Here is a 21,095-nt window from a genome sequence, read left to right as displayed (position 1 = left end):
CCCCACAGGTCGCTCGCGGTCGATAGGGTGCCAGCCGTGGAGGCGGAGCCGGGCGTGCGTCAGACGCCGGATGACACCGCCCTTCTGCATGCCCACGCCGCGGGCGATCCATACGCGTTCGCCGAGATCGTCCGGCGGCACCGCGACCGGCTGTGGGCTGTCGCGCTGCGGACCCTCGGCGACCGTGAGGAGGCCGCTGACGCCCTCCAGGACGCGCTGCTGTCGGCGTTCCGTGCCGCGGGCAACTTCCGGGGCGACTCGGCCGTCACGACGTGGCTGCACCGCATCGTGGTCAACGCGTGCCTCGACAGGATCCGGCGCCGGCAGTCACGGCCGACCGTGCCGCTGCCCGAGACCGACGTCACACCCGCGCCGGTCACCGACCGCGACACCGCGATGGACGTCCAGCACGCGCTGCAGCAGCTCGCCGTCGACCAGCGGTCAGCGCTCGTGCTCGTCGACCTCCAGGGGTATTCGGTGGCTGAGGCGGCGGTGATGCTCGGCGTCGCGGAGGGCACCATCAAAAGCAGGTGTGCGCGTGGGCGCGCCCGCCTCGCTGTGATGCTCGGCCACCTGCGGAACCCGGTCGGCAGTGGCGGCGTCCCATCACCGGACGGCACAGAGGCGGCGACCGGGGCCGCGGCGATCAGGAAGGAGGGCGGCTCGTGACGATGTTCTCCGACGCCGACTTCGACCTGCTCGCCGACTTCGTCGGTGGGGCGCTCGACGGCACTCCCGAGGCGGACGACGTGCGCCGCCGGGTCAGCACGGACCAGAGCTGGGCAGAGGCGTATGCCGCTCTCGTCACCGCTGAGGTGGCCGTCCGGGACGAGCTGACCGCGCTGGGCGCCGAGCCGATGGTCGTGCCGGCGGATGTCGAGCAACGGCTGAACGCAGCGCTGCAGGCCGCGCTGATCGCTCCTCAGCCGAACGCCGCGGTGCACGACCTCGCGCGGGCCCGTGAGGCGCGCCGGCACCGGCGGCAGCGCTGGGCGATCGGCCTGGCGACGGCGGCCGCGGTGCTGATCTGCGGTGGTTTCGGCGTATCCCTGGTCGTCGGCGAGCAGGCCGGCAACAAGGACGCGGCGACCTCCTCGGCCGACGGCGGCAACGGCGCGGTGGCACCGCAGCTCGAGTCCAACGGCTCCGCCGGGTCCGCCAACGGCTCCAGGACGTCCACACGGGCCGACGCGGCCGTTGTGGCCTCCGGCCAGGACTACGGGCCGGGCACGGTCGGACAGGTCATCCAGGCGTCTCCACAGGCCCCCGCGATGGTTCAGGACGGCAGCAGCGACAGCACGACCCTGAGCAGGTCCGCGAAGCCCGGCAGCGTGCCGGAGCCGCTGCGCCGCCTGCTGGACCCGGTGGCCAGGGCCGCCTGCCTCAGCGCGGTCGTCAGGGAATACGGTGGTCAGGTGGCATTGGTCGACTACGCCCGTTTCGAGGGGCAGCCGGCGCTCGTCGTCATCGTCGACGGCACCCGGGTCGGCGCCGGCAAACGACTGGTCATCGTGGTCGGGCCGGACTGCGGGATCGGCGGCGCGATCGCCGACGAGCTCTACCGCGGCACTGCCTGACGGTAGTGGTGATGTGGCACACGCGTCACCCCGCAACGGGAATCATCGGTTCGTAGGATGACGTTTTGCTGGCACAGGCTTAACTCGAGGAGTCGACCGTGGACGAGGTCCGCAACCTGATCATCGTGGGGTCCGGCCCCGCCGGGTACACGGCTGCCGTCTATGCGGCCCGGGCCAACCTCAAGCCACTGGTGATCGAAGGCGTCACATCAGGTGGCGCGCTGATGACAACCACCGAGGTGGAGAACTTCCCCGGCTTCCCGGACGGAATTCTCGGCCCGGAGCTCATGGACAACATGCGCAAGCAGGCCGAGCACTTCGGGGCGGAGTTCGTCACCGACGACGCGACTCGCGTGGCCCTGGAAGGCCCCGTGAAGAGCGTGTGGGTCGGCGAGACCGAATACCGTGCCCGCGCCGTCATCCTGTCCACCGGGTCCGCCTGGCGCCCGCTCTCCGTCCCGGGGGAGCAGGAGCTGCTCGGGCGGGGCGTGTCGTCCTGTGCCACCTGTGACGGGTTCTTCTTCCGCAACGAGGACATCGTCGTTGTCGGTGGTGGCGACTCGGCGATGGAGGAGGCGACGTTCCTCACCCGCTTCGCCAAGACGGTGACCATCGTGCACCGGCGTGAGTCGTTCCGCGCCAGCAAGATCATGGCGGAGCGGGCTCTCGCCAACGAAAAGATCAACGTCCGGTGGAACAGTGTGGTCACCGAGGTCCTCGACCGGGGCGGCCGCGTCGGTGGTCTCCGCGTGCAGGACGTCAACACCGGCGAGGAGGCCGACCTCGACGTCGCGGGCGTGTTCGTGGCGATCGGCCACGACCCGCGCAGCGAGCTGTTCCGCGGTCAGGTCGAGCTGGACGACGCCGGCTATGTGAAGGTGGCCGCGCCGAGCACCCGCACCAACGTCGAGGGCGTGTTCGCCGCCGGCGACCTGGTCGACCACACCTACCGGCAGGCGATCACCGCCTCCGGCACAGGTTGCGCGGCGGCGCTGGACGCCGAGCGCTACATCGCGACGCTGTAGTTCAAGACGCTTGAGAAGTAGAGGGAGTGCGTATGGGAGCCATCCAGCCGGTCAGCGACAAGACCTTCGAGGCTGACGTCCTCAAATCCGAAATTCCGGTTTTGGTGGACTTCTGGGCTGAGTGGTGCCAGCCGTGCCGGAAGATCGAGACGATGCTCAACGAGATCGCCGTCGGTGACCTCGCCGACAAGGTGAAGATCGTCAAGGTCGACATCGACAGCAACCCCGAGACGGCCCGCGCCTACCAGGTGCTCTCCGTCCCGACGCTCACCGTCTTCAAGGACGGCGAGCCGTTCCGCTCGGTCGTCGGCGCCAGCCCGAAGAGTGCGCTGGTGCGGCTCATCGAGTCGGCGCTCGAGCCCGCCTGAGCCCAGCCGAGAGCATCGACGCGCCCCGCCTTCAGGTAAGGCGGGGCGCGTTTTCGTCAAACACCGCGTGATGACGCGTCCCTGAGCGGTGAGCGGTACGCTGCGGTGCAATCGCAGGCATTTTCAGGAGGACCACATGCGGGCAATCCGGCGCGGAGCGCGGGGCGCGGCAGTAGCCGAGATCCGCAGCATTCTTGTCGTGCTGGATCTGTTGGCTGACGTCTCACAGACCGATCCCGAGTTCGACGAGGACACCGAGCGCGCGGTCCGCGCGTTTCAGCAGAGCCACGGCCTCACCGTGGACGGCGTGGTCGGCGACGAGACCTGGCGGTCCCTGGACGCGGCGCGGTGGCGGCTCGGGCAGCGGGCGCTGTTCCACACGGTCGGCGACCCGTACATCGGCGACGACGTCCGTCAGCTCCAGGAGCGCCTGCTGGAGATGGGCTTCAACCCCGGACGCGCCGACGGCATCTATGGCAGCCGCACCGCGCACGCCGTCGCCCAGTTCCAGCGCGAGGTCGGGCTGCGTCCCGACGGCGAGTGCGGGCCGGCGACCGTCGGTGCGCTGCGCCGCCTCGGCCGCAAGGTGATCGGCGGCCGCCCGCAGCTGCTCCGCGAGGCGGAGACCTTCCGCGACTCGGGCCCGACACTGCTGGGCAAGCGCATCGTCATCGACCCGGGCCACGGCGGGCCCGACACCGGGCACGTCGTGCCCGACGGGCCGCTGCGGTGGGCGGAGGCGGACCTCGTATATGACCTCGCAGCCCGCCTGGAGGGCCGTCTGGCGGCCGCGGGCATGCGGGTGAACCTCACCAGGGGTCCGCAGCCCACAGCGGCTCTCAGCGACCGTGACCGGGTGCAGCTGGCCAATGAGCTCGGCGCCGACCTCCTCATCTCGATCCACCTCGACGGCTACCGCAACCCCGAGGCCGAGGGCGTCGCCACCTATCACTACGGCACCGTCTCCGGGCCCACCTCGATCGTCGGCGAGCGCCTGGCCAAGCTCGTGCAGCGCGAGATCGTCGTGCGCACCGGGCTGCGCGACTGCCAGACGCACGCGAAGACGTGGGAGCTGCTGCGGCTCAGCCGGATGCCCGCCGTCCGGGTCGACGTGGGCTATCTGACGTCGCCGACCGACCGCGAGCGGCTCATCGACCCGGCGTTCCGCGAGAAGGTCGTCGAGGCGATGATGGCCGCGGTGCAGCGGATGTATCTGCCGGTCGAGGTCGACGTGCCGACCGGCTCGATCGACGTCAGCCTGCTACGGGCGCTGACCAACAACTCGGTCTGAGCTCCGCAACAAAAAAGAGGCCCCATCCGGGGCCTCTTTTTTGTTGGTCAGCTTCTCTTGCCGGTCAGCTTCTTTTGCCGGTCGGCTTCAGGGCTGCATGCTGCGTGTCGCCGGCCGCACCGGGAGCACCGGGCGCAGCAGCGACTCCGGGCTCATCGAGCCGAGCAGCTTCTCCAGCGCGTATTCCACATCCGACTTCCACGACAGCGCGGTGCGCAGCTCCAGCCGCAGCCGCGGATAGCGCGGGTGCGGGCGGACCGTCTTGAAGCCGATCGAGGTGAAGAAGTCCGCCGGCGCCAGGCAGCCCTGCTCGTTGCGGCCGGCCTCGTCGACCTCGCCGAACTTCGCGTCGCCGAACGCCTCGATCGCCTTCACGCCGCGCTTCGTCAGGTCACGCGCAACGCCCTGGACGAGCATCCGGCCCAGCCCACCGTCGGCGAACGGCTGCACCACGTGCGCGGTCATCAACAGCACCGCGTCGGGGGAGACCGGTGAGGTCGGGAACGCCATGGACCGCGGCACGTACGCCGGGGGAGCGAACATCACGAACCCGGCCGGCATGCCGTCGACGTAGACGAGCTTGCCGCAGGAGCCCCACTCCAGCAGGGTCTGCGACACCCAGGCTTCTTTTTCCAGTCCTGGGTCGCCGTTGGCGCAGGCCCGGTCGGCAGCGACCGGGTCGAGCTCCCAGAAAACGCAGGCACGGCACGATCGAGGCAGATCCTCGAGGGTGTCGAGCGTCAAACTCACGAGACGTCGCGACATTGGCCCATCTCCGCGCGCTGCTTACTTACGGTCAACCGTGATGATGCTACGCACCCATCACCGGCCATGGGGGTCATCCGGCCAGAGTTCCTCACCCGGCACCGCCTCCGCTGCTCACCTTCGTGTCACCGTGGGTCCTACTGCGCCGTTTCCGCCTGCTCGTTCGTCCCCTTCACCAGCGGCGGCGGTTGTTCATGTACTGCCTTTTGTTCCTGTGCCGGCGTCGGCTCGGCCGGTGCCGGATCTGCGGGCGCCGCCGGCTCGGGGGGTTCCACGTGAATCCCGGCGTCGCCGACATCCGTCCGGGCCTCCTCTCGGAACCTCGCCGGCGCCGTCCAGTTGATCCGCGGCGGCTCGGCGAGCGGCCGGCCGCCGAACTCCGCGAGCCACGCGGCGACCAGTGCCAGGTTCTCCCGCCACTGGTCGTCCGGGATCGGCGGGAGGATGTCGTCCCACAGAGCGAGGAACGTGCCCTGCAACTGCAGTCGTCCGTACGGCCGGGCCAGGAACCACAGGTGCAGGTGCGCGGCACCGTCGCCCCACCGGTTCACGTGGACCCGTGCGACGCCGTCGAGCGAGCGGATCGCGCGCTCCAGCCGCACGGTCATCACGCCGAGCTCGGCCGCCAGCATGTTGGGCAGGTCGCCGAGATCCAGGTGCGACCGAGACTCGAGGATCAGCACGGCCGGCAGCCCGGTCGGCCGGTCGAGGCTCCGCACGCGCCACCGATCACTCACCCAAATGTAGGCCTCGTCCGGCGCCCCGCACGCCCGGCACTCGGCCGGGTTGTCACCGTGACGCGGCGGCTCGATCGGCACTGGGTCGAGCAGACGCTTCACCCGGAGGTCACCCTCGAACGGGAACGTCGGCCAATAAGTAAACGAGGGCAGCTGCGATGGCGTCTCGGACACGAGCCGACCCTAGCCCACCCCGGCGCCGGTGTCCGCACCCTGTGGACAGTGCACCCGTCGGGACCTTCGTCCACAGGCTCTCAACGCCCCTACCACGCGGTTTCACGTGAAACGCGATGCCTGTGGATAACCCCTGTGGATAAAGTTCGCCCAGAGCCATTCTCAGAGCAAAACAAAACGGCCGGACTTTTGCCGTCCGGCCGTTCTGATCGCCGTTTTCCGCGTTGGTACGACTAGCGCCACCCCGACATCAGCGACGGGGCCATTCGAGGAGGGCTTCGCCGTCGTTCGGGGCTTGCCGGCCCATCCACTGCCATCGGCCCGGTGCCGCCAACGCCGCTCTCGCTGTTACCCGAGAAGCCCCCGCCCGCTGCTGCTCTCGCTGTTGCCCGCGCTCGCTTACTGCTCTCGCTGTTGCCCTCGCTCGTCGACGCCGATGATGCCGACGATCCGCTCGAGGTCGTCGACGGTCGCGAACTCGATCGTGATCCGACCCTTGCGCTGACCGATGTCGACCTTGACCCGGGTGTCGAACCGGTCCGACAGCCGATCCGCGAGATCCGACAGCGCGGGCGCGTGCGGCTTCGCGCGACGCTGCGGTGCCGCCTTCTTCGCCGTCGCCCCCTCCGCCACCGCGAGCGAGACCATCTCCTCGGTCGCCCGGACCGAGAGCCCCTCGGCAACGATGCGGTGCGCGAGCGTCTCCTGCTCCTCAGAGTTGTCGAGGCCGAGCAGCGCCCGGGCGTGTCCTGCGGACAGCACTCCCGCCGCGACGCGACGCTGCACCTGCGCTGGGAGGTTCAGCAGGCGGATCGTGTTCGAGATCTGCGGCCGGCTCCGGCCGATCCGCCGCGCCAGTTCCTCGTGCGTCGCGCCGAACTCCTCAAGGAGCTGCTGATACGCGGCCGCCTCTTCCAGCGGGTTGAGGTTCGCGCGGTGGATGTTCTCGAGGAGCGCGTCGCGGAGCATCGCGTCGTCGCGCGTCTCCCGGACGATCGCCGGGATGGCCTCCTTACCGAGTGCCTGTGCCGCGCGCCAACGACGCTCGCCCATGACGAGCTCGTACTTCTTCGGCCCGCCCGTGCTGCCGTCGCCTTCGCCGGCCTCGATCGGCTCGGGAAGCTCGCGCACGACGATCGGCTGGAGGAAGCCGACCTCCTGGATCGAGGTCTTCAGCTCCTCGATGGCGTCGTCGTCGAACACCTGCCGGGGCTGCTTCGGGTTCGGGACGATCGACGTCACCGAGATCTCGGCGAAGCGCGCACCGGGGACCGGGGCGAGCTGCTCCATCGGCTCGGCGGCAGTCACGCCGTTCGTCGGAGCGTCGATCGAGGCCGGAGGAGTCGCCAGCGCTGTGGCGGTGCCACCCGCCGCGCTCTCGGCCGGCGCGGCGGTGGGGATGAGGGCGCCGAGCCCTCGTCCGAGCCCTCCACGTCGGTTGGACTTCATGCCACTCCTCCAACCTGCGCATCATGCGCACCGCGCAGCGCGATCTCCTGCGCCGCCTCGAAATAGCTCACCGCACCGCGGGAGCCCGGGTCATACGTCATCACGGACTGGCTGTAGCTCGGCGCCTCGGACACGCGCACGTTGCGGGGGATCACCGCGTTCAGGCACTTCTCCCCGAAGTGGTTCCGCACGTCCTGCTCGACAAGGTCCGCGAGACGGGTGCGCCGGTCGTACATCGTCAAAAGCACCGTCGAGATGTCGAGCTTCGGATTCAGGTGCGACCGGACGAGCTCGATGTTGTTCGTGAGGGCCTGCACACCCTCCAGCGCGTAGTACTCGCACTGGATCGGGATCAGGACTTCCTCCGCGGCGACGAGCGCGTTGACGGTGAGCAGGCCGAGCGACGGCGGGCAGTCAATAAAGATGTAGTCGTAGTCGCTCCCGCCGGCCTCGATGGCGCGCTTCAGACGCGACTCACGGGCGACGACCGAGACCAGCTCGATCTCGGCGCCGGCGAGGTCGATCGTCGCGGGCACGGCCCACAGGTTCGGGATGCCTTCGACCTGCTGGGTGACCGCGTCGAGCGGCGCACCGTCGATCAGGCAGTCGTAGACGTCCGGCACGCCAGAGTGGTGGGGGACGTTCAGCCCCGTGGAGGCATTGCCCTGCGGGTCGAGGTCGATCACCAGGACGCGGTTGCCGTGCAGCGCCAGGGCAACCGCGATGTTGACCGCCGTGGTGGTCTTTCCCACCCCGCCCTTCTGGTTCGCCACACACATCGTGCGTCGCCGTGGTGGGCGGGGCATGGTGATCTCCCCGCTCGGATTGAGGATCTCCACGGCGCGCTTTGCCTCCTGTGCCAGCGGGGGGTCTTCGGTTTCACGTGAAACATACGCGTCTGTCATGGCGCCCTCGGTATCCGCGGTGACGACGGACGGGTGTGGCCGGGGGGACGGAGTGCCCCGTCGCTCGGACCTCATGTCGGCTCTCGTCTCGGCTTTCGCTTCGTCTGCAGCGGATTGTGAATCGGCTCTGGGCACGACCGGTTTTCCGCCCCGGCCGTAAACAGTACCGGTAGTCGTGCGATCGATCGGCCCGCTGGCGCGAAACTCCACCGTGGCGCCGCGTGTCGTTTCGGCTGGGTTCTCGGCGCGGGGTTGGGGGACCGGCCGCGCCGGCGGGCGAACGCCCCACCCCTCTATCCCCTGACCTTCTTCAGGCCCATTCGCCGCTTGAGGAGCCGGTGCCCCGGGAGTCATCGGTGGCGCTGGGGTCGCCGGAGTCGCCGTTTCACGTGAAACATAGGGGTTGTTATCACCGCTGTCGCGCACCATGTCAGTCCCGTCCCGCTCGGAAAGCTGTGCACTACTGGCCGTCAGCGACGCGGTGCCCAACTCCGACGCGCCGCATTCTTGCTTGGCCACGACCGCCGGCGCCGGGAACGCAAGAACGGCGCGCGGCCAGCCTACGGCGCACAGGCGACCTGAGCTATGGCTCACCGGCGCGTCGTCGCTCTTGTCACTCTCACCCGGCCGTAGGAAGACCAAAAAGCCGTCGACTCGGCGGAGAAGACCGCCGAGTCGCTTCGCCGGAGCGGCCGGCCAGCCGCTGCCGCAGTTTCTGATGTCCATCGTCGAACCCCCGCGTTCCCCGTGACCGGAGGACGCTTTCGGCCCGCCCCCCGGTTTACCGCCCGCGCTTGCCGCTCTTACGGCGCTGCGCGACTTCCCGTTCGCGCACGATCTCGACGACCGTCGTCGGCTCCGCAAGGACGGTGTCCCCGCAAAGGCGTACCGACGGCGTGCCCGCTCCGAGCCGGCTCAAGGTCTCCGCGTGCTCGGCAATCTCGGCCGCAGCGGAGGCCCCTTTGAGCGCAAGCAGTCGCCCGCCGACGGCGGTGAGGGGGAGACACCAACCGGCAAGCCGGTCCAGCGGTGCGACTGCTCTGGCGGTGACGACATCGGCGAGAGGGAGCTTCCCGACGCACTCCTCGGCCCGCGCCCGGACCACGGTGGTCCGCTCGAGGCCGAGCGTCGTCACCGCTTCGGAAAGGAACGCGGTACGTCGTGCGAGCGGCTCGACCAATGTGACGACCAGGTCGGGACGAGCCACTGCCAGCACCATACCGGGCAGCCCAGCCCCGGAGCCGACGTCAACGACCGTGGCGCCCGATTGGATGAGATCGCCGAGGACCGCGCAGTTGAGCATGTGCCGTTCCCAGATCCGCGGCGCCTCCCGCGGCCCGATCAGCCCCCTGACCACACCATCGGTGACAAGCAGCTGAGCGAACCGCTCCGCCAACGGCAGCCTCTCGCCGAACACCTTCTCAGCCGCACCCAACACCTCAACCGGAACAGCACCATCCATACGCCAAGCAAATCACGCCCCTTCCCCCCACCACGAACGAGCGACTCTGACGCCCGTGTTTCACGTGAAACACGGGGCACCCGCCGGCAGCCGGTACGCAAAAAACCGGGTGCCCGCTCCATGTGCGGAGCGAGCACCCGGTTTTCGATCCTTGGTCTATGCGGACTTGAGCTCGGCCGCTGTGACCGCATTACGGAAGAGCATGGCAACCGTGGTGGGGCCGACGCCCCCGACGCGGGGCGTGATAGCTCCGGCGACCTCGGCGCAGGACTCGTCCACATCCGGCAGAAGGCGGCGGCCGGAGTAACGGACACCGCCGCCGATGACGACCGCGCCGGGCTTGACGTGCTCCGGCTGGATGATGCCGGGCACGCCGGCGGCGGCGATCAGGATGTCGGCTCGCTGGGTGTACCTCGGCCAGTCCGCGACACCCGTGTGGACAACCGTCACAGCGGCGTTGGCTGTCGGGCGCTTCTGGGAGAGGAGCATGGCCAGGGGGCGTCCGAGTGTCGCGCCGCGACCCAGGATCACGACCTCGCGGCCACTGACCGGGATCTCGTAATGCGCGAGGAGCGCCTCGATGCCGGCGGGAGTGCAGGGGAGCGGGCCTGGCATGCCCGCGGCAAGCCGGCCCAGGTTCAGGGGGTGCATGCCGTCGACGTCCATGTCGGGGTCGACCCGCTGCAACGCGGCGTCGTAGTCGAGGTGCTGCGGCGTCGGGTACTGAATGAGCAACCCATGCACGTCCGGGTCCGCGTTGAACCGGTCGATGACGGCGTGGAGCGCGTCCTGCGTGGTGTCGGCGGGCAGGTGCTCGTGGGGCGACGCAAATCCGAGCTCCGCCGCCTGGCGCTGCTTGATCCGGATGTATCCAGCGCTCGCATCGTCATCGCCGACCAGAATCGTGGCGAGGGAGGGCACGACACCCTTCGCACGCAGCGCCGCGACGCGGGTGGCGACGTCGGCGAGGATCTGCTCGGCGACAGGGGCTCCGGGCAGGAGCACGGCAGTGGTCGTGGACATACGACTCCTCGACGTGAGGACCCAGGCGGTCGACCCTCACAACTCGAGCTCCCCGATGGTCCGTCCCATCCCGGTGCCGCCAGTCGCATCTACCACCCATTGTCCCCGATCCCACCCCCGCCCGCCCACGCGGGGACAAAGGCAGGAGAAGGAATGGACAAGGCAGGCGCCAAGGGCAGTACCCCAGGCGCCACGCGAAGGCGGGGGACAACGCAGGGACCAAAGGCGGAGGCCGGCGACACGGCCCGCGAGGCGCGAAGCCACAGCCACGAGGCGAAGGCACCCGAACGAAGGCGGCCTGAGGAAGGCGGCCTGAGATAGGCGCACGGCGAAGGTGTGTAGCGGAGACGTGTGGCGAAGGCGCGTGGAGAGCCATGTGGAGAAGGCCCAGGGCGGAGGCGCGCGGGGAAGACGGCACGGGGAAGGCACACGGCGAAAACGCGTCGGAGAGCTATGTGGAGAACGTTCAGGGCGGAGGCGCGTTGGGAAGACGGCACGGGGAAGACGCGTGGGAGAGCCATGTGGAGAGGGCCAAGGCGGAGGCGAGTGGAGCAGCGCGGGGACACGGACGCGAGGTGGAGACGCGGACGCGAAGCTAAGGCACGGGCGCGAGACGCGTGCGGAAGGCGCAGACACAAGTGCGGAGATGCACGGACGCGAGCACGCGCGGGCGGCGCAGCCGCGAGGTGGAGATCACACGGGCGCGGCGCACGGCACAGACTCGAACGCCACGAGCGCGAGCTGGAGGCGCGGACGCGAAGCGAAGGCACATCGGCGCGAGGCACATGTGGGAGGCACACGGCACAGGCTCGAACGCACGAGCGCACCGCACGAGCGCACCGCACGAGCGCGAGGCGGAAACGCAGAGCCGAAGCGAAGGCACATCGGCGCGGGACACTTGGGCGCGGCGACGGCGAGCGGGACGCAACCAGCGGAAGGGCGCACGCAAGGCAGAGGCGCACGCGCCCGCCGCTGTATTCGTCGCGGCCGCCGAGGCAGGACGCCTGAGACGCGGACACGACGCGGACACGCGGACACGACGCCGAGACGCGGACACGAACCGGAGACGCCGAAACGAAGCGCGTGAGGGAAGGCGCGTGAGGAAGGCGTGTGAGGGAAAGCGCGAAGCGAAGGCGCGTGGGACGCGAAGACGAAGACGCGGGGCAACGGCACGTGGGTAGCCTGCCGAGACACGAAAAAGCGGGGCGTCCCCAAGGGCGCCCCGCTTTCGTGAAGAACAGTCAGGCGACCGGTCGCACCACGATCCGGCGGGCCGGCTCGACGCCCTCGGACTCGCTCTCGACGCCCGGGAGGGCGTTGATGACGTCGTGGACGCACTTGCGCTCGAACGCGCTCATCGGCTCGAGTCTGACGGCCTCGCCGTACTCCTTCACCTTCTCGGCGGCGTTCTTGGCGATCGCACCGAGCTCTTTGCGGCGCAGGGCGCGGTAGCCGCCGACGTCGAGCAGCAGCCGGCTGGGGGAGCCCGTCTGCCGGAAGACCGCGAGGCGGCTCAGCTCCTGCAGCGCTTCGAGGGTGGCGCCGCGCTGGCCGACGAGCGCCTGGAGGCGGCGGCCGGAGCCGTCGCCGCCCTCGACGACCTCCACGACGGGGCGGCCGCTGACGACGAGCTCGTCGATGTCGCCGTCGTAGTCGAGGATGTCGAGGAGGCCCTCGACGTAGTCGGCCGCGATCTCGCTCTCCCGGAACAGGTCGGCCGCAGCTCGGCCGTTGCCGCCGGAAGCCGCCGGAGCGGCGTCGCCGTCGCCCTTAGGAGTGTCAGCAGCATCTCCGGCGTCGTCGCCGTCCTCGACCTCGTCGAGGTTGGCGTCCTGATCCAGAGCGTCGCCCTCGGTGCCGCGCGCGTCGAGATCACTGGTGGTGTCGGTCACGAAACTCATCTCCGCTTGTTTGGGGCGCCGAGGCGCCGTCACAGGTCGTCGGTGAGGGGTGGTGGTGCACAGGGAGCGCCGCTCGCCGGTCCGGAGGAGGGGTGGACCGGCGGGGTCGCGTCAACCCGACTGCCGCTTCGCGGCGCCACCCTTCTTCGGGTTGATCGGCTTGGCGCCGGGCTTCGGGGCGAGTGCCCGGCCGTTGGCCTTGGCGGCGGCCGCCTCGGCTGCTGCGGCCTGCTGCGCCGCGGCCTCGTCCTTGGCCTTACCCAGCAGCGCCCGGAACCCACCGGCGGGCTTCGCGGCGGGAGCGCCGGCCTTCGTCAGCGACGGGCCGCCCTTGCCCTTGTACGGCGTGGTGTTGGTGGTCGCGCTCGCCGGCGGCGGGTACTTGTGGAGCACCCAGTACTGCTGGCCGAGGGTGATGGCGTTGTTGGTGACCCAGTAGATGATGACGCCGATCGGGAAGTACCAGCCGGAGGTCAGCGTGAAGAACGGGATGCCGTAGAGCATGAACTTCTGGATCATGCGCTGCTGCGGGTCGGTGTTCCAGCCGGTCTTCATAATCATCTGACGCTGGGTCAGGTAGGTCGTCGTGATCATCAGAGCGACCAGAATGGCGGCGACGACCTTGACGGTGGTCGAGTTGGCCTCGATCTTCGACAGCTCGGAGGCGCTGCTGCTGAACTTCGCGACGATCGGGGCGTCGAACAGCCGCGCGTCGACGGCGCCCATGAACTCCGGGATGCTCCAGCCGTACAGCTGCATCTGGTGGTCCGAGGTGCCGGGCTTCAGGTGGCGCAGGACGTGCAGCAGACCGATGAAGACCGGGATCTGGAGGAACATCGGAAGGCAGCCCATGAGCGGGTTGACCTTCTCCTCCTGATACAGCTTCATGACCTCCTTCTGGAGGGTCTCCCGGTCGCCCTTGTGCTTCTCCTGCAGTTCCTTCATCTTCGGCTGGATCGCTTGCATCGCGCGCTGCGACTTGATCTGCTTCACGAAGATCGGGAACAGCACGACCCGGACCGTGATCACCAGGAAGACGACCGCGAGAACCCACTGCCAGTTCGTGCCGAGCGTGCGGTGGTCGGGCACGACCTTGTCCCACACGGTGTGCCAGAACAGCATCACCTGCGAGATCAGCCAGTAGATCCCGCCCATCAGCTTGCTAATCACGACACTGCTCCAGTCACGTCGACTCGGGCTCGGGCGAGGCTCCCCGGCGCGGTGGCACCGGATCGAACCCACCGGGGTGGAATGGGTGGCAGCGCAGCAGCCGCCAGGTCGCGAGACCGATTCCCCGGATCGCGCCGTGAGTGCCGACCGCCTCCAGGGCATAAGCGCTGCACGACGGGTAGAACCGACAACGCGCCGGCAATGCCGGGCTTATCCAACGACGGTACGCGACGATGGGAGCGGCAACGACCCGGGCTCCGGCGTTCATCGACGTCCCTCCCGGCTCTTGGGACGGCGCGCGGCCGTCAACGCTGCCTCGAGATCATGGCCGAGGTCTTCGTAGCTAGCTGTCGCCGAGGCGGGGAGCGCTCGGACGACGACCATCGTGTCCGGCGGGAGGTCTGCCAGGTGCGGCCGGACCAGGTGCCGGAGCCGGCGCTTCACCATGTTACGAACGACGGCATTGCCGACGGCCTTGGACACAACGAAACCGGCACGCGGCGGAAAAGCACCAGTGGCATCAACCAGCGGCGAAGGCCTCGAAGCCGAACCGTCCGAACCGTCGACGGCCGGAGCCTCGACGCCGGCACCGACAACCGGATGCCCGGAGTCGGCGGCAGACACGACGAAGCCGGCGCGCGCAGATGGTTGATCTGCTGGCGCCGGCTCGACAGTCGACTGCAGGAAATGCACCACGAGGGCTCCGCGACCGGCGCGGCGACCGTTGCGAATGGTGGCGGCGAAGTCTTCACGCCGCCGCAGACGCTGAACGGCCGCAAGCACGCTGCCTCCGGAGGGCCCGCGCCGGCTCAGGCCGAGCCGGCCGCCAGGCGGTCGCGCCCCTTGGCGCGGCGCGCCGACAGGATCGAACGGCCGGCACGGGTGCGCATGCGCAGCCGGAAACCGTGGGTCTTCGCGCGCCGGCGGTTGTTCGGCTGGAAGGTGCGCTTGCTCACGTCGGGCTCCGTCTTCGTAGCGGCGTAGGGCTGGTCACTGGAGTTTATCAGGGAAACCTTCTCCAGCCGAACCAGGGTACGCGCGGCCCTACAGACCGTCAACGATGCCACGAAACGCCCCGAAATCCACAGGCCACTTGTGGACAACGGTTGAGTGGTTGTGGACAACGCTGTTAACGTGCCCGGTTGCCGGTAGACACCGCGACGACCGGCGACGGGACACAAAGGATTTCCGCGACCAATCGGATGCGCCACAGGGGGCATGGCACCGCATCCGACCTGCACAACCTCTACAGCCCGGTCGGGACACCGCCAGGTCGACACGGAGCAAGAGGGAATCAGGACGATCCGTCCACGGCACATGACTCGTTGATACACAGGTTGTGGAAAACCTGTGGACAATGGGGCCGGGGCGGGCGGAACTTCCGGCGCACGGTCCGCTCGCGGTGGGGGCGACGATGGGGGTGCGCGAACGGTGACTGACACCGACCTCGCAGCGGTATGGCATGCCGCGACAGACGAGCTCGCAGACGAGATCGTCTCGGCGCAGCAGCGTGCCTATCTGCGGCTGACGAGGCTACGGGCCATCGTCGAGGACACCGCGCTGCTCTCCGTGCCTGACGCGTTCACCCGTGACGTCATTGAGTCGCGCCTGCGCCCGGTCATCACCGAGGCGCTGTCCAGGCTGCTCGGCCGGGCGATCCAGGTCGCCGTCACGGTCCGCCCGCCGGAGGACGCGCCGCCGCTGCCCGCGCCGTCCGCATCGCACTGGTCCAACGGCACCGCCGGCCAGCTCGTCGAGCCGGCGTCGGCGCCACCGTTCCGTGACCAGGACCAGCTGCCCTATCAAGGACAGGGCCGGCCCCAGTATCAACAGCCGGCGCCGCCCGTACGTGAGCAGCAGGAGCAGCAAAGGCCGACCGCGCGCGAAGGCAGCGACCGCCTCTTCGACCTGCCGACCGAGCCCACCTGGACGCCCCCGGAGCGCACCGAACACTCCGGCACCGCGTTCGAGGCGGCCCGCGACGAACGGTTGCGCCGCTCACCGCAGCAGGACGATGAACCGCTGCCACCGCGCCCGCCGTCGAACCCCGGCACGGGCCGCGACGACCGGCGCAGCGCGCAGACCCCTGCCGGGGACTCGGCCGGCAACCGGCTGAACCCGAAGTACACCTTCGAGACCTTCGTCATCGGCTCCTCGAACCGCTTCGCGCACGCCGCATCGGTCGCGGTCGCCGAGTCGCCGGCGAAGGCGTACAACCCGCTGTTCATCTACGGCGACTCCGGGCTGGGCAAGACGCACCTTCTGCACGCCATCGGGCAGTACGCCACGATGCTCGGCAATGCTCGTTTCGTGCGGTACGTGTCGACGGAGGAGTTCACCAACGACTTCATCAACTCGCTGCGGGACGACAAGACGCAGGCGTTCCAGCGGCGGTACCGCGACGTCGACATCCTCCTGATCGACGACATCCAGTTCCTGGAGACGCGGGAGCGCACGCAGGAGGAGTTCTTCCACACCTTCAACACGCTCCACAACGCCAACAAGCAGATCGTGATCAGCTCCGACCGCTCGCCGCGGCAGCTGGCGACCCTCGAGGACCGCCTGCGGACCCGGTTCGAGTGGGGGCTGCTCGCCGACATCCAGCCGCCGGACCTCGAGACGCGTATCGCGATCCTGCAGAAGAAGGCGGCGCAGGAGCGGCTGTTCGCGCCGCCGGACGTGCTGGAGTTCATCGCCTCGCGGGTGGCGTCGTCGATCCGCGAGCTGGAGGGCGCGCTCATCCGCGTCACCGCGTTCGCCAACCTGACCCGCGCCCCGGTCGAGCTCGGTCTCGCCGAGGAGGTGCTGCGCGACTTCATCCCGGACGGCTCCGGGCCGGAGATCACCGCGGACCAGATCATGGCGTCGACCGCGGACTACTTCGGCGTCAGCCTGGAGGACCTGCGTGGGCACAGCCGGTCCCGGGTGCTCGTCAACGCGCGTCAGGTCGCCATGTATCTGTGTCGTGAGCTGACCGACCTGTCCCTGCCGAGGATCGGCCAGGCGTTCGGCGGCCGCGACCACACCACCGTCATGCACGCTGACCGCAAGATCCGGCAGCAGATGGCGGAGCGGCGCTCGCTGTACAACCAGATCGCCGAGCTGACGAACCGCATCAAGCAGACGACGTAAGGGCCGCAACGCTTCGGAAGAGGGTCGGGTCATCCGGCCCTCTTTTTGCGTCTTCGGCAGGTGTACGACCAGTGCCGGCGCACCTGTGGACGGACCAAACGCGAGTAATTCTCATCAACGGCCTGTGGATACCGCTGTGGGAAACTCGGCATCGGCCGGTCGATATGCGAAGTATGTACTGTCCACCGGCGTTACCCACAGCCTGTGGACCGTGAAAGTTATGCACTGTTTCCACAGGCCCCCGACCTGGGATCCGGGCACTTATGGTCACATGATGTCCACAGCGTCATCCCCAGGATGTCCACAACTTGTGCGCATATACCCCCGAGGGGTTTGTCCAAGTTATACACAGCCTTTATCCACACAACCTGTGGATAACTTCGTTTGTGCCAACTCTTCGGCACGCTCAGTGATCGAGCGATCACAAGTAACTGGACGACTACGGATTGTGCACAGTCGTCGTCCACAGTCTGTGGATAACCCCTGGGGAGAAGTTGTGGAAGACGTGTGGGCATATCCGAAGAGTGATCGTTGGAGCGACGGAACGTGAGCGCGGCTCGGGACAAGTTATCCCCAGATGGTGGACGAACCCTGTGGATTACCGGTGGATAGCCGGTGGACAACGCCTGTGGATGACCGCTTATCCACAATCCACAACCTTGTACACAGGGGGTTATACACAGTCCATACCCAGAGACATAAGTGCTCTGAGCTGCTAAAACGAAGGTTGTCCACAGAATCCACAACACCTATGACTACGAAGTAAATCTCTTTAAAAGAGAGAAAAAAGCAATCATCAGCTGGTGGATAACTTCTGGGTTCGAAATTTGGTGGGGTCGGTGCACGGCACCGGCGTGCAAGCCCTAAGGTTCGATGCACAGCACCACGCTTGAGACGAGACGACGCGGGAGGACCGCGATGAAGTTCCGAGTCGAGCGCGACGCGCTCGCCGATGCCGTCGCCTGGACAGCCAAGAGCCTGCCCAGCCGCCCTTCTGTGCCGGTGCTTGCCGGTGTTCTGCTGAGAGTCGGTGACGGCCGCCTGCAGGTGTCCGGCTTCGACTACGAGGTGTCCAGCCAGGTGACCGTCGAGGTCCAGGCAGACGCCGACGGTGCGACGCTCGTCTCCGGGCGGCTGCTCGCCGAGATCACCAAGTCGCTGCCGGCCAAGCCGGTCGACGTTGCCGCCGTGGGGTCGCACGTCGAGATCACCTGTGGCAGCGCCCGCTTCACCCTGCCGACGATGCCCGTCGAGGACTATCCGACGCTGCCGGAGATGCCCGAGCTCGCGGGGACCGTCGACGCGGCCACCTTCGCCGGTGCCGTCTCGCAGGTGGCGATCGCCGCGGGCCGCGACGACACCCTGCCGATGCTGACCGGTGTCCGGATCGAGATCGAGGGCACCAAGCTGACGCTGCTCGCCACCGACCGCTACCGGCTCGCCGTGCGCGAGCTCGAGTGGCGGCCCGACGAGCCCGACGTGAGCCTTGCCGCGCTCGTCCCGGCGCGGACCCTCGACGACACCGCCAAGACGCTCGGGCCGATCGGTGGCTCGGTGTCGGTCGCGCTGTCACGCGGCAAGCTCGGCGAGGGGATGATCGGTTTCGCCGGCGGCACCCGCCGCACCACGTCCCGGCTGCTCGACGGCGACTTCCCCAAGGTGCGGGCGCTGCTGCCCGACACGCACAACGCCCAGGCCCGCATCCGGGTCTCCGCGCTCAACGAGGTGGTGCGGCGCGTCGGCCTGGTCGCCGAGCGGTCCACCCCGGTGCGGCTGTCCTTCAGCACCGACGGTCTCGTGGTCGAGGCCAGCGGCAGCGAGGACGCGCGGGCGAGCGAGGCGATGGACTGCACCTATGAGGGCGAGCCGATGACCATCGCCTTCAACCACCAGTATCTGCTGGATGGGCTGAAGGCGCTGGACGCTCCGATCGCCGTGCTGTCGTTCACTGACCCGAAGAAGCCTGCGGTCATGTCCCCGGCCAAGGATGATGGAGAAATCGTCCCTGGGTACTGGTACTTGATCATGCCGGTTCGCATCGGCAGCTGAGTTTCGGAGGCACCAGAAATGCAGCTCGGTCTCATCGGCTTGGGTCGGATGGGCTTCAACATGCGCGAGCGGCTGCGGGCCGCCGGGCACGAGGTCATCGGCTACGACCACCACCCTGACGTCACCGACGTGTCGTCGCTCAAAGAGCTGGTCGAGAAGCTTGCCGCGCCCCGCGTGGTCTGGATCATGGTTCCGGTGCAGTTCACCGAGCCGACGATCGACGAGCTCGCCGATCTGCTGTCCGAGGGCGACATCGTCATCGACGGTGGCAACTCCCGTTTCAGCAACGACCGCCCCCGGGCGGAGCGGCTCGCGACGAAGGGCCTCGGCTATCTCGACGTCGGCGTGTCCGGCGGCGTCTGGGGCAGGACCAACGGCTATGCGCTGATGGTCGGTGGCGACAAGAAGCACGTCGAGCACTGCATGCCGATCTTCCAGGGCCTCAAGCCCGACGGCGAGTTCGGCTTCGCGCACGCGGGCGGCGTCGGCGCCGGCCACTACGCGAAGATGGTCCACAACGGCATCGAGTACGGCATGATGCACGCCTATGCCGAAGGCTATGAGCTGCTCGAGGCCTCCGAATACGTCGACAACATCCCCGAGGTGTTCAAGTCGTGGCGGTCCGGCTCCGTCGTGCAGTCATGGCTGCTGGACCTGATGGACCGGGCGCTGGACGAGGACCCCAACCTCGACGGGCTGCGCGGCTATGCCGACGACACCGGTGAGGGCCGCTGGACGGTCGAGGAGGCCATCCGGCTCGCCGTCCCGATGAACGTGATCGCGGCGTCGCTGTTCGCCCGGTTCGCGTCGCGGCAGGACGACTCGCCCGCGATGAAGGCCGTTGCCGCGCTGCGCAACCAGTTCGGCGGCCACGCGGTCAAGAAGGGCTGAGTTTGTACGTCCGGGGTCTCGAGCTCGTCGACTTCCGCAGCTACGAGCGGGTCGTCGTCGAGTTCGGGCCCGGGGCGTGCGTGCTCGTCGGGGCCAACGGCGCGGGCAAGACCAACCTGGTCGAGGCCCTCGCGTATGTGGCGAGCCTCGAATCGCACCGGGTCGCCACCGACGCTCCGCTGGTCCGCTTCGGCGCGACCCGTGCGGTGGTCCGCTGCGCGATCGTCCACGACGAGCGCGAGCTGCTCGTCGAGCTGTCGATCGAGCCCGGCAAGGCCAACAAGGCACGACTGGGTCGGTCGCCGGTGGCTCGTACCCGCGACATCCTCGGCGCACTGAAGCTCGTGCTGTTCGCTCCGGAGGATCTGTCGCTGATCCGCGGTGATCCCGGCGAGCGGCGCCGGATGCTCGACGAGCTGCTCGTGACCCGGCAGCCGCGGTTCGCCGGCGTGCGCTCCGACTACGACCGGGTGCTCAAACAGCGCAACGCCCTGCTGCGCAGCGCCTATCTGGCCCGTAAGACCGGCGGCAGCCGCGGCGGTGACCTGTCGACGCTCGACGTCTGGGACACGCACCTGGCGCAGCACGGCGCCCAGCTGGTCCGGGCCCGGCTCGACCTCGTCGCCGCGCTCGCGCCGCACGTGGCGAAGGCGTATGCGTCGGTCAGCGCCAGCCGGTCCGACGCGCGTATCGCCTACAGTCCGTCCTTCCCGGTGCCGGCGACATCGTCGGCACCGGCGGATCTCGAGCAGGCGCTAATGGCCGCGCTCGGCGAATCCCGCAAGCAGGAGATCGAGCGCGGGGTGACGCTGGTGGGGCCGCACCGCGACGAGCTGACGCTGACACTCGGCGAGCTGCCCGCGAAAGGGTACGCCAGCCACGGCGAGTCCTGGTCGTATGCGCTCGCGCTGCGCCTGGCGGCCTACGATCTGCTGCGGGACGACGGCGTGGAGCCGGTGCTGGTGCTGGACGACGTGTTCGCCGAGCTCGACGTGGGCCGCCGGGAGCGACTCGCCGAGCTGGTGGGCGACGCGAGCCAGGTCATCGTGACGTGCGCGGTCGACGACGACGTGCCGCGGGCGCTGCGCGGCGCGCGGTATGAGGTAGGCGGAGGTGAGGTGCGACGTGGCTGACGACAATCCCCGCGGCGGCGGTCCCGCGGCTGGCGGCGCCTCT

18 protein-coding genes and 2 pseudogenes are annotated in these 21,095 nt (G+C 68.7%); 9 read left to right on the top strand and 11 right to left on the bottom strand.

Annotated features, from left to right (window positions below; translation table 11 throughout):
- Positions 1-36: 36 nt before the first annotated feature.
- The 5 genes from sigM to ABZS58_RS03070 all read left to right on the top strand — a co-directional run bounded on the left by sigM (position 37) and on the right by ABZS58_RS03070 (position 4,261).
- The gene (sigM, locus tag ABZS58_RS03090; protein WP_354776981.1) at positions 37-669 is read left to right on the top strand and encodes an RNA polymerase sigma factor SigM; all 633 of its coding nucleotides are present in this window, start codon (positions 37-39) and stop codon (positions 667-669) included.
- A complete protein-coding gene (locus ABZS58_RS03085) occupies positions 666-1,577 on the top strand; it encodes a hypothetical protein (RefSeq protein WP_354776979.1) in 912 nt (303 codons plus the stop codon). The genes sigM and ABZS58_RS03085 overlap by 4 nt, the downstream gene beginning before the upstream one ends.
- 98 nt (positions 1,578-1,675) lie before the next feature.
- Positions 1,676-2,602, top strand: a complete 927-nt coding sequence (trxB, locus tag ABZS58_RS03080) for a thioredoxin-disulfide reductase (protein WP_354776977.1) — start codon at positions 1,676-1,678, stop codon at positions 2,600-2,602.
- A gap of 32 nt (positions 2,603-2,634) precedes the next feature.
- Positions 2,635-2,970: a thioredoxin gene (gene trxA / locus ABZS58_RS03075; RefSeq protein ID WP_354776975.1), complete on the top strand. Its 336-nt coding sequence runs from the start codon at positions 2,635-2,637 to the stop codon at positions 2,968-2,970.
- 136 nt (positions 2,971-3,106) lie between these two features.
- Entirely contained in the window at positions 3,107-4,261 is a 1,155-nt protein-coding gene (locus ABZS58_RS03070; protein WP_354776973.1) for an N-acetylmuramoyl-L-alanine amidase, read from the top strand.
- Positions 4,262-4,348: 87 nt separating this feature from the next.
- On the opposite strand, the gene ABZS58_RS03065 is transcribed toward ABZS58_RS03070, so the two are convergent.
- The 11 genes and pseudogenes from ABZS58_RS03065 to rpmH all read right to left on the bottom strand — a co-directional run bounded on the left by ABZS58_RS03065 (position 4,349) and on the right by rpmH (position 14,803).
- Positions 4,349-5,026: a GNAT family N-acetyltransferase gene (locus ABZS58_RS03065; RefSeq protein WP_203848189.1), complete on the bottom strand. Its 678-nt coding sequence runs from the start codon at positions 5,024-5,026 to the stop codon at positions 4,349-4,351.
- 137 nt (positions 5,027-5,163) lie between these two features.
- Positions 5,164-5,937 (bottom strand): hypothetical protein, encoded by a 774-nt coding sequence (locus tag ABZS58_RS03060; protein WP_354776970.1) that lies wholly within the window; start codon positions 5,935-5,937, stop codon positions 5,164-5,166.
- A 399-nt stretch (positions 5,938-6,336) separates the two neighbouring features.
- Positions 6,337-7,386, bottom strand: a complete 1,050-nt coding sequence (locus tag ABZS58_RS03055) for a ParB/RepB/Spo0J family partition protein (protein ID WP_354776968.1) — start codon at positions 7,384-7,386, stop codon at positions 6,337-6,339.
- Positions 7,383-8,645 carry an AAA family ATPase gene (locus ABZS58_RS03050; RefSeq protein ID WP_354777422.1) on the bottom strand — a complete coding sequence of 421 codons (1,263 nt, stop codon included), beginning with the start codon at positions 8,643-8,645 and terminating at the stop codon, positions 7,383-7,385. Before ABZS58_RS03050 ends, ABZS58_RS03055 begins: the two co-directional genes overlap by 4 nt.
- Before the next feature lie 430 nt (positions 8,646-9,075).
- Positions 9,076-9,753, bottom strand: a pseudogene (gene rsmG / locus ABZS58_RS03045) (16S rRNA (guanine(527)-N(7))-methyltransferase RsmG); the annotation flags it as partial.
- Positions 9,754-9,909: 156 nt separating this feature from the next.
- On the bottom strand, positions 9,910-10,776 hold the full coding sequence (locus ABZS58_RS03040; RefSeq protein ID WP_354776966.1) for a tetrahydrofolate dehydrogenase/cyclohydrolase catalytic domain-containing protein: 867 nt from the start codon (positions 10,774-10,776) through the stop codon (positions 9,910-9,912).
- A 1,241-nt stretch (positions 10,777-12,017) separates the two neighbouring features.
- Positions 12,018-12,677 carry a R3H domain-containing nucleic acid-binding protein gene (locus ABZS58_RS03035; RefSeq protein ID WP_354776963.1) on the bottom strand — a complete coding sequence of 220 codons (660 nt, stop codon included), beginning with the start codon at positions 12,675-12,677 and terminating at the stop codon, positions 12,018-12,020.
- 111 nt (positions 12,678-12,788) lie between these two features.
- Positions 12,789-13,832 (bottom strand): membrane protein insertase YidC, encoded by a 1,044-nt coding sequence (gene yidC, locus ABZS58_RS03030; protein ID WP_354777420.1) that lies wholly within the window; start codon positions 13,830-13,832, stop codon positions 12,789-12,791.
- A gap of 11 nt (positions 13,833-13,843) precedes the next feature.
- Positions 13,844-14,115, bottom strand: a pseudogene (gene yidD, locus ABZS58_RS03025) (membrane protein insertion efficiency factor YidD).
- On the bottom strand, positions 14,112-14,630 hold the full coding sequence (gene rnpA / locus ABZS58_RS03020; protein ID WP_354776961.1) for a ribonuclease P protein component: 519 nt from the start codon (positions 14,628-14,630) through the stop codon (positions 14,112-14,114). Before rnpA ends, yidD begins: the two are co-directional and overlap by 4 nt.
- 26 nt (positions 14,631-14,656) lie before the next feature.
- Complete coding sequence (gene rpmH / locus ABZS58_RS03015) at positions 14,657-14,803, bottom strand: 50S ribosomal protein L34 (RefSeq protein ID WP_203849339.1); 147 nt, start codon at positions 14,801-14,803, stop codon at positions 14,657-14,659.
- 475 nt (positions 14,804-15,278) lie between these two features.
- Between rpmH and dnaA the strand changes: the two genes are divergently transcribed.
- The 4 genes from dnaA to recF all read left to right on the top strand — a co-directional run bounded on the left by dnaA (position 15,279) and on the right by recF (position 21,052).
- Positions 15,279-16,979 (top strand): chromosomal replication initiator protein DnaA, encoded by a 1,701-nt coding sequence (gene dnaA, locus ABZS58_RS03010; RefSeq protein WP_354776959.1) that lies wholly within the window; start codon positions 15,279-15,281, stop codon positions 16,977-16,979.
- A 918-nt stretch (positions 16,980-17,897) separates the two neighbouring features.
- Positions 17,898-19,028, top strand: coding sequence for a DNA polymerase III subunit beta (gene dnaN, locus ABZS58_RS03005; protein WP_354776957.1), 1,131 nt, complete (start codon positions 17,898-17,900; stop codon positions 19,026-19,028).
- An 18-nt stretch (positions 19,029-19,046) separates the two neighbouring features.
- Positions 19,047-19,919, top strand: coding sequence for a phosphogluconate dehydrogenase (NAD(+)-dependent, decarboxylating) (gene gnd, locus ABZS58_RS03000; protein WP_354776955.1), 873 nt, complete (start codon positions 19,047-19,049; stop codon positions 19,917-19,919).
- A gap of 2 nt (positions 19,920-19,921) precedes the next feature.
- Positions 19,922-21,052 (top strand): DNA replication/repair protein RecF, encoded by a 1,131-nt coding sequence (gene recF / locus ABZS58_RS02995; protein WP_354776953.1) that lies wholly within the window; start codon positions 19,922-19,924, stop codon positions 21,050-21,052.
- The last annotated feature ends 43 nt before the right edge of the window (positions 21,053-21,095 follow it).

It is taken from the genome of Dactylosporangium sp. NPDC005555 (assembly GCF_040605635.1).
Classification (GTDB): domain Bacteria; phylum Actinomycetota; class Actinomycetes; order Mycobacteriales; family Micromonosporaceae; genus Dactylosporangium.
The sequence above is the reverse complement of the archived record's forward strand: the minus strand, read 5'-3'. Positions and strand labels throughout refer to the sequence as shown.

Excerpts from the sequence above, each read along its gene's own strand:
- ABZS58_RS03040 (WP_354776966.1), bottom strand. The coding sequence starts at position 10,776 with ATGTCCACGACCACTGCCGTGCTCCTGCCCGGAGCCCCTGTCGCCGAG.
- trxA (WP_354776975.1), top strand. The coding sequence starts at position 2,635 with ATGGGAGCCATCCAGCCGGTCAGCGACAAGACCTTCGAGGCTGACGTC.
- dnaN (WP_354776957.1), top strand. The coding sequence starts at position 17,898 with ATGAAGTTCCGAGTCGAGCGCGACGCGCTCGCCGATGCCGTCGCCTGG.
- ABZS58_RS03055 (WP_354776968.1), bottom strand. The coding sequence starts at position 7,386 with ATGAAGTCCAACCGACGTGGAGGGCTCGGACGAGGGCTCGGCGCCCTC.
- ABZS58_RS03035 (WP_354776963.1), bottom strand. The coding sequence starts at position 12,677 with ATGAGTTTCGTGACCGACACCACCAGTGATCTCGACGCGCGCGGCACC.
- gnd (WP_354776955.1), top strand. The coding sequence starts at position 19,047 with ATGCAGCTCGGTCTCATCGGCTTGGGTCGGATGGGCTTCAACATGCGC.
- ABZS58_RS03050 (WP_354777422.1), bottom strand. The coding sequence starts at position 8,645 with ATGACTCCCGGGGCACCGGCTCCTCAAGCGGCGAATGGGCCTGAAGAA.
- ABZS58_RS03070 (WP_354776973.1), top strand. The coding sequence starts at position 3,107 with ATGCGGGCAATCCGGCGCGGAGCGCGGGGCGCGGCAGTAGCCGAGATC.
- ABZS58_RS03065 (WP_203848189.1), bottom strand. The coding sequence starts at position 5,026 with ATGTCGCGACGTCTCGTGAGTTTGACGCTCGACACCCTCGAGGATCTG.
- yidC (WP_354777420.1), bottom strand. The coding sequence starts at position 13,832 with ATGGGCGGGATCTACTGGCTGATCTCGCAGGTGATGCTGTTCTGGCAC.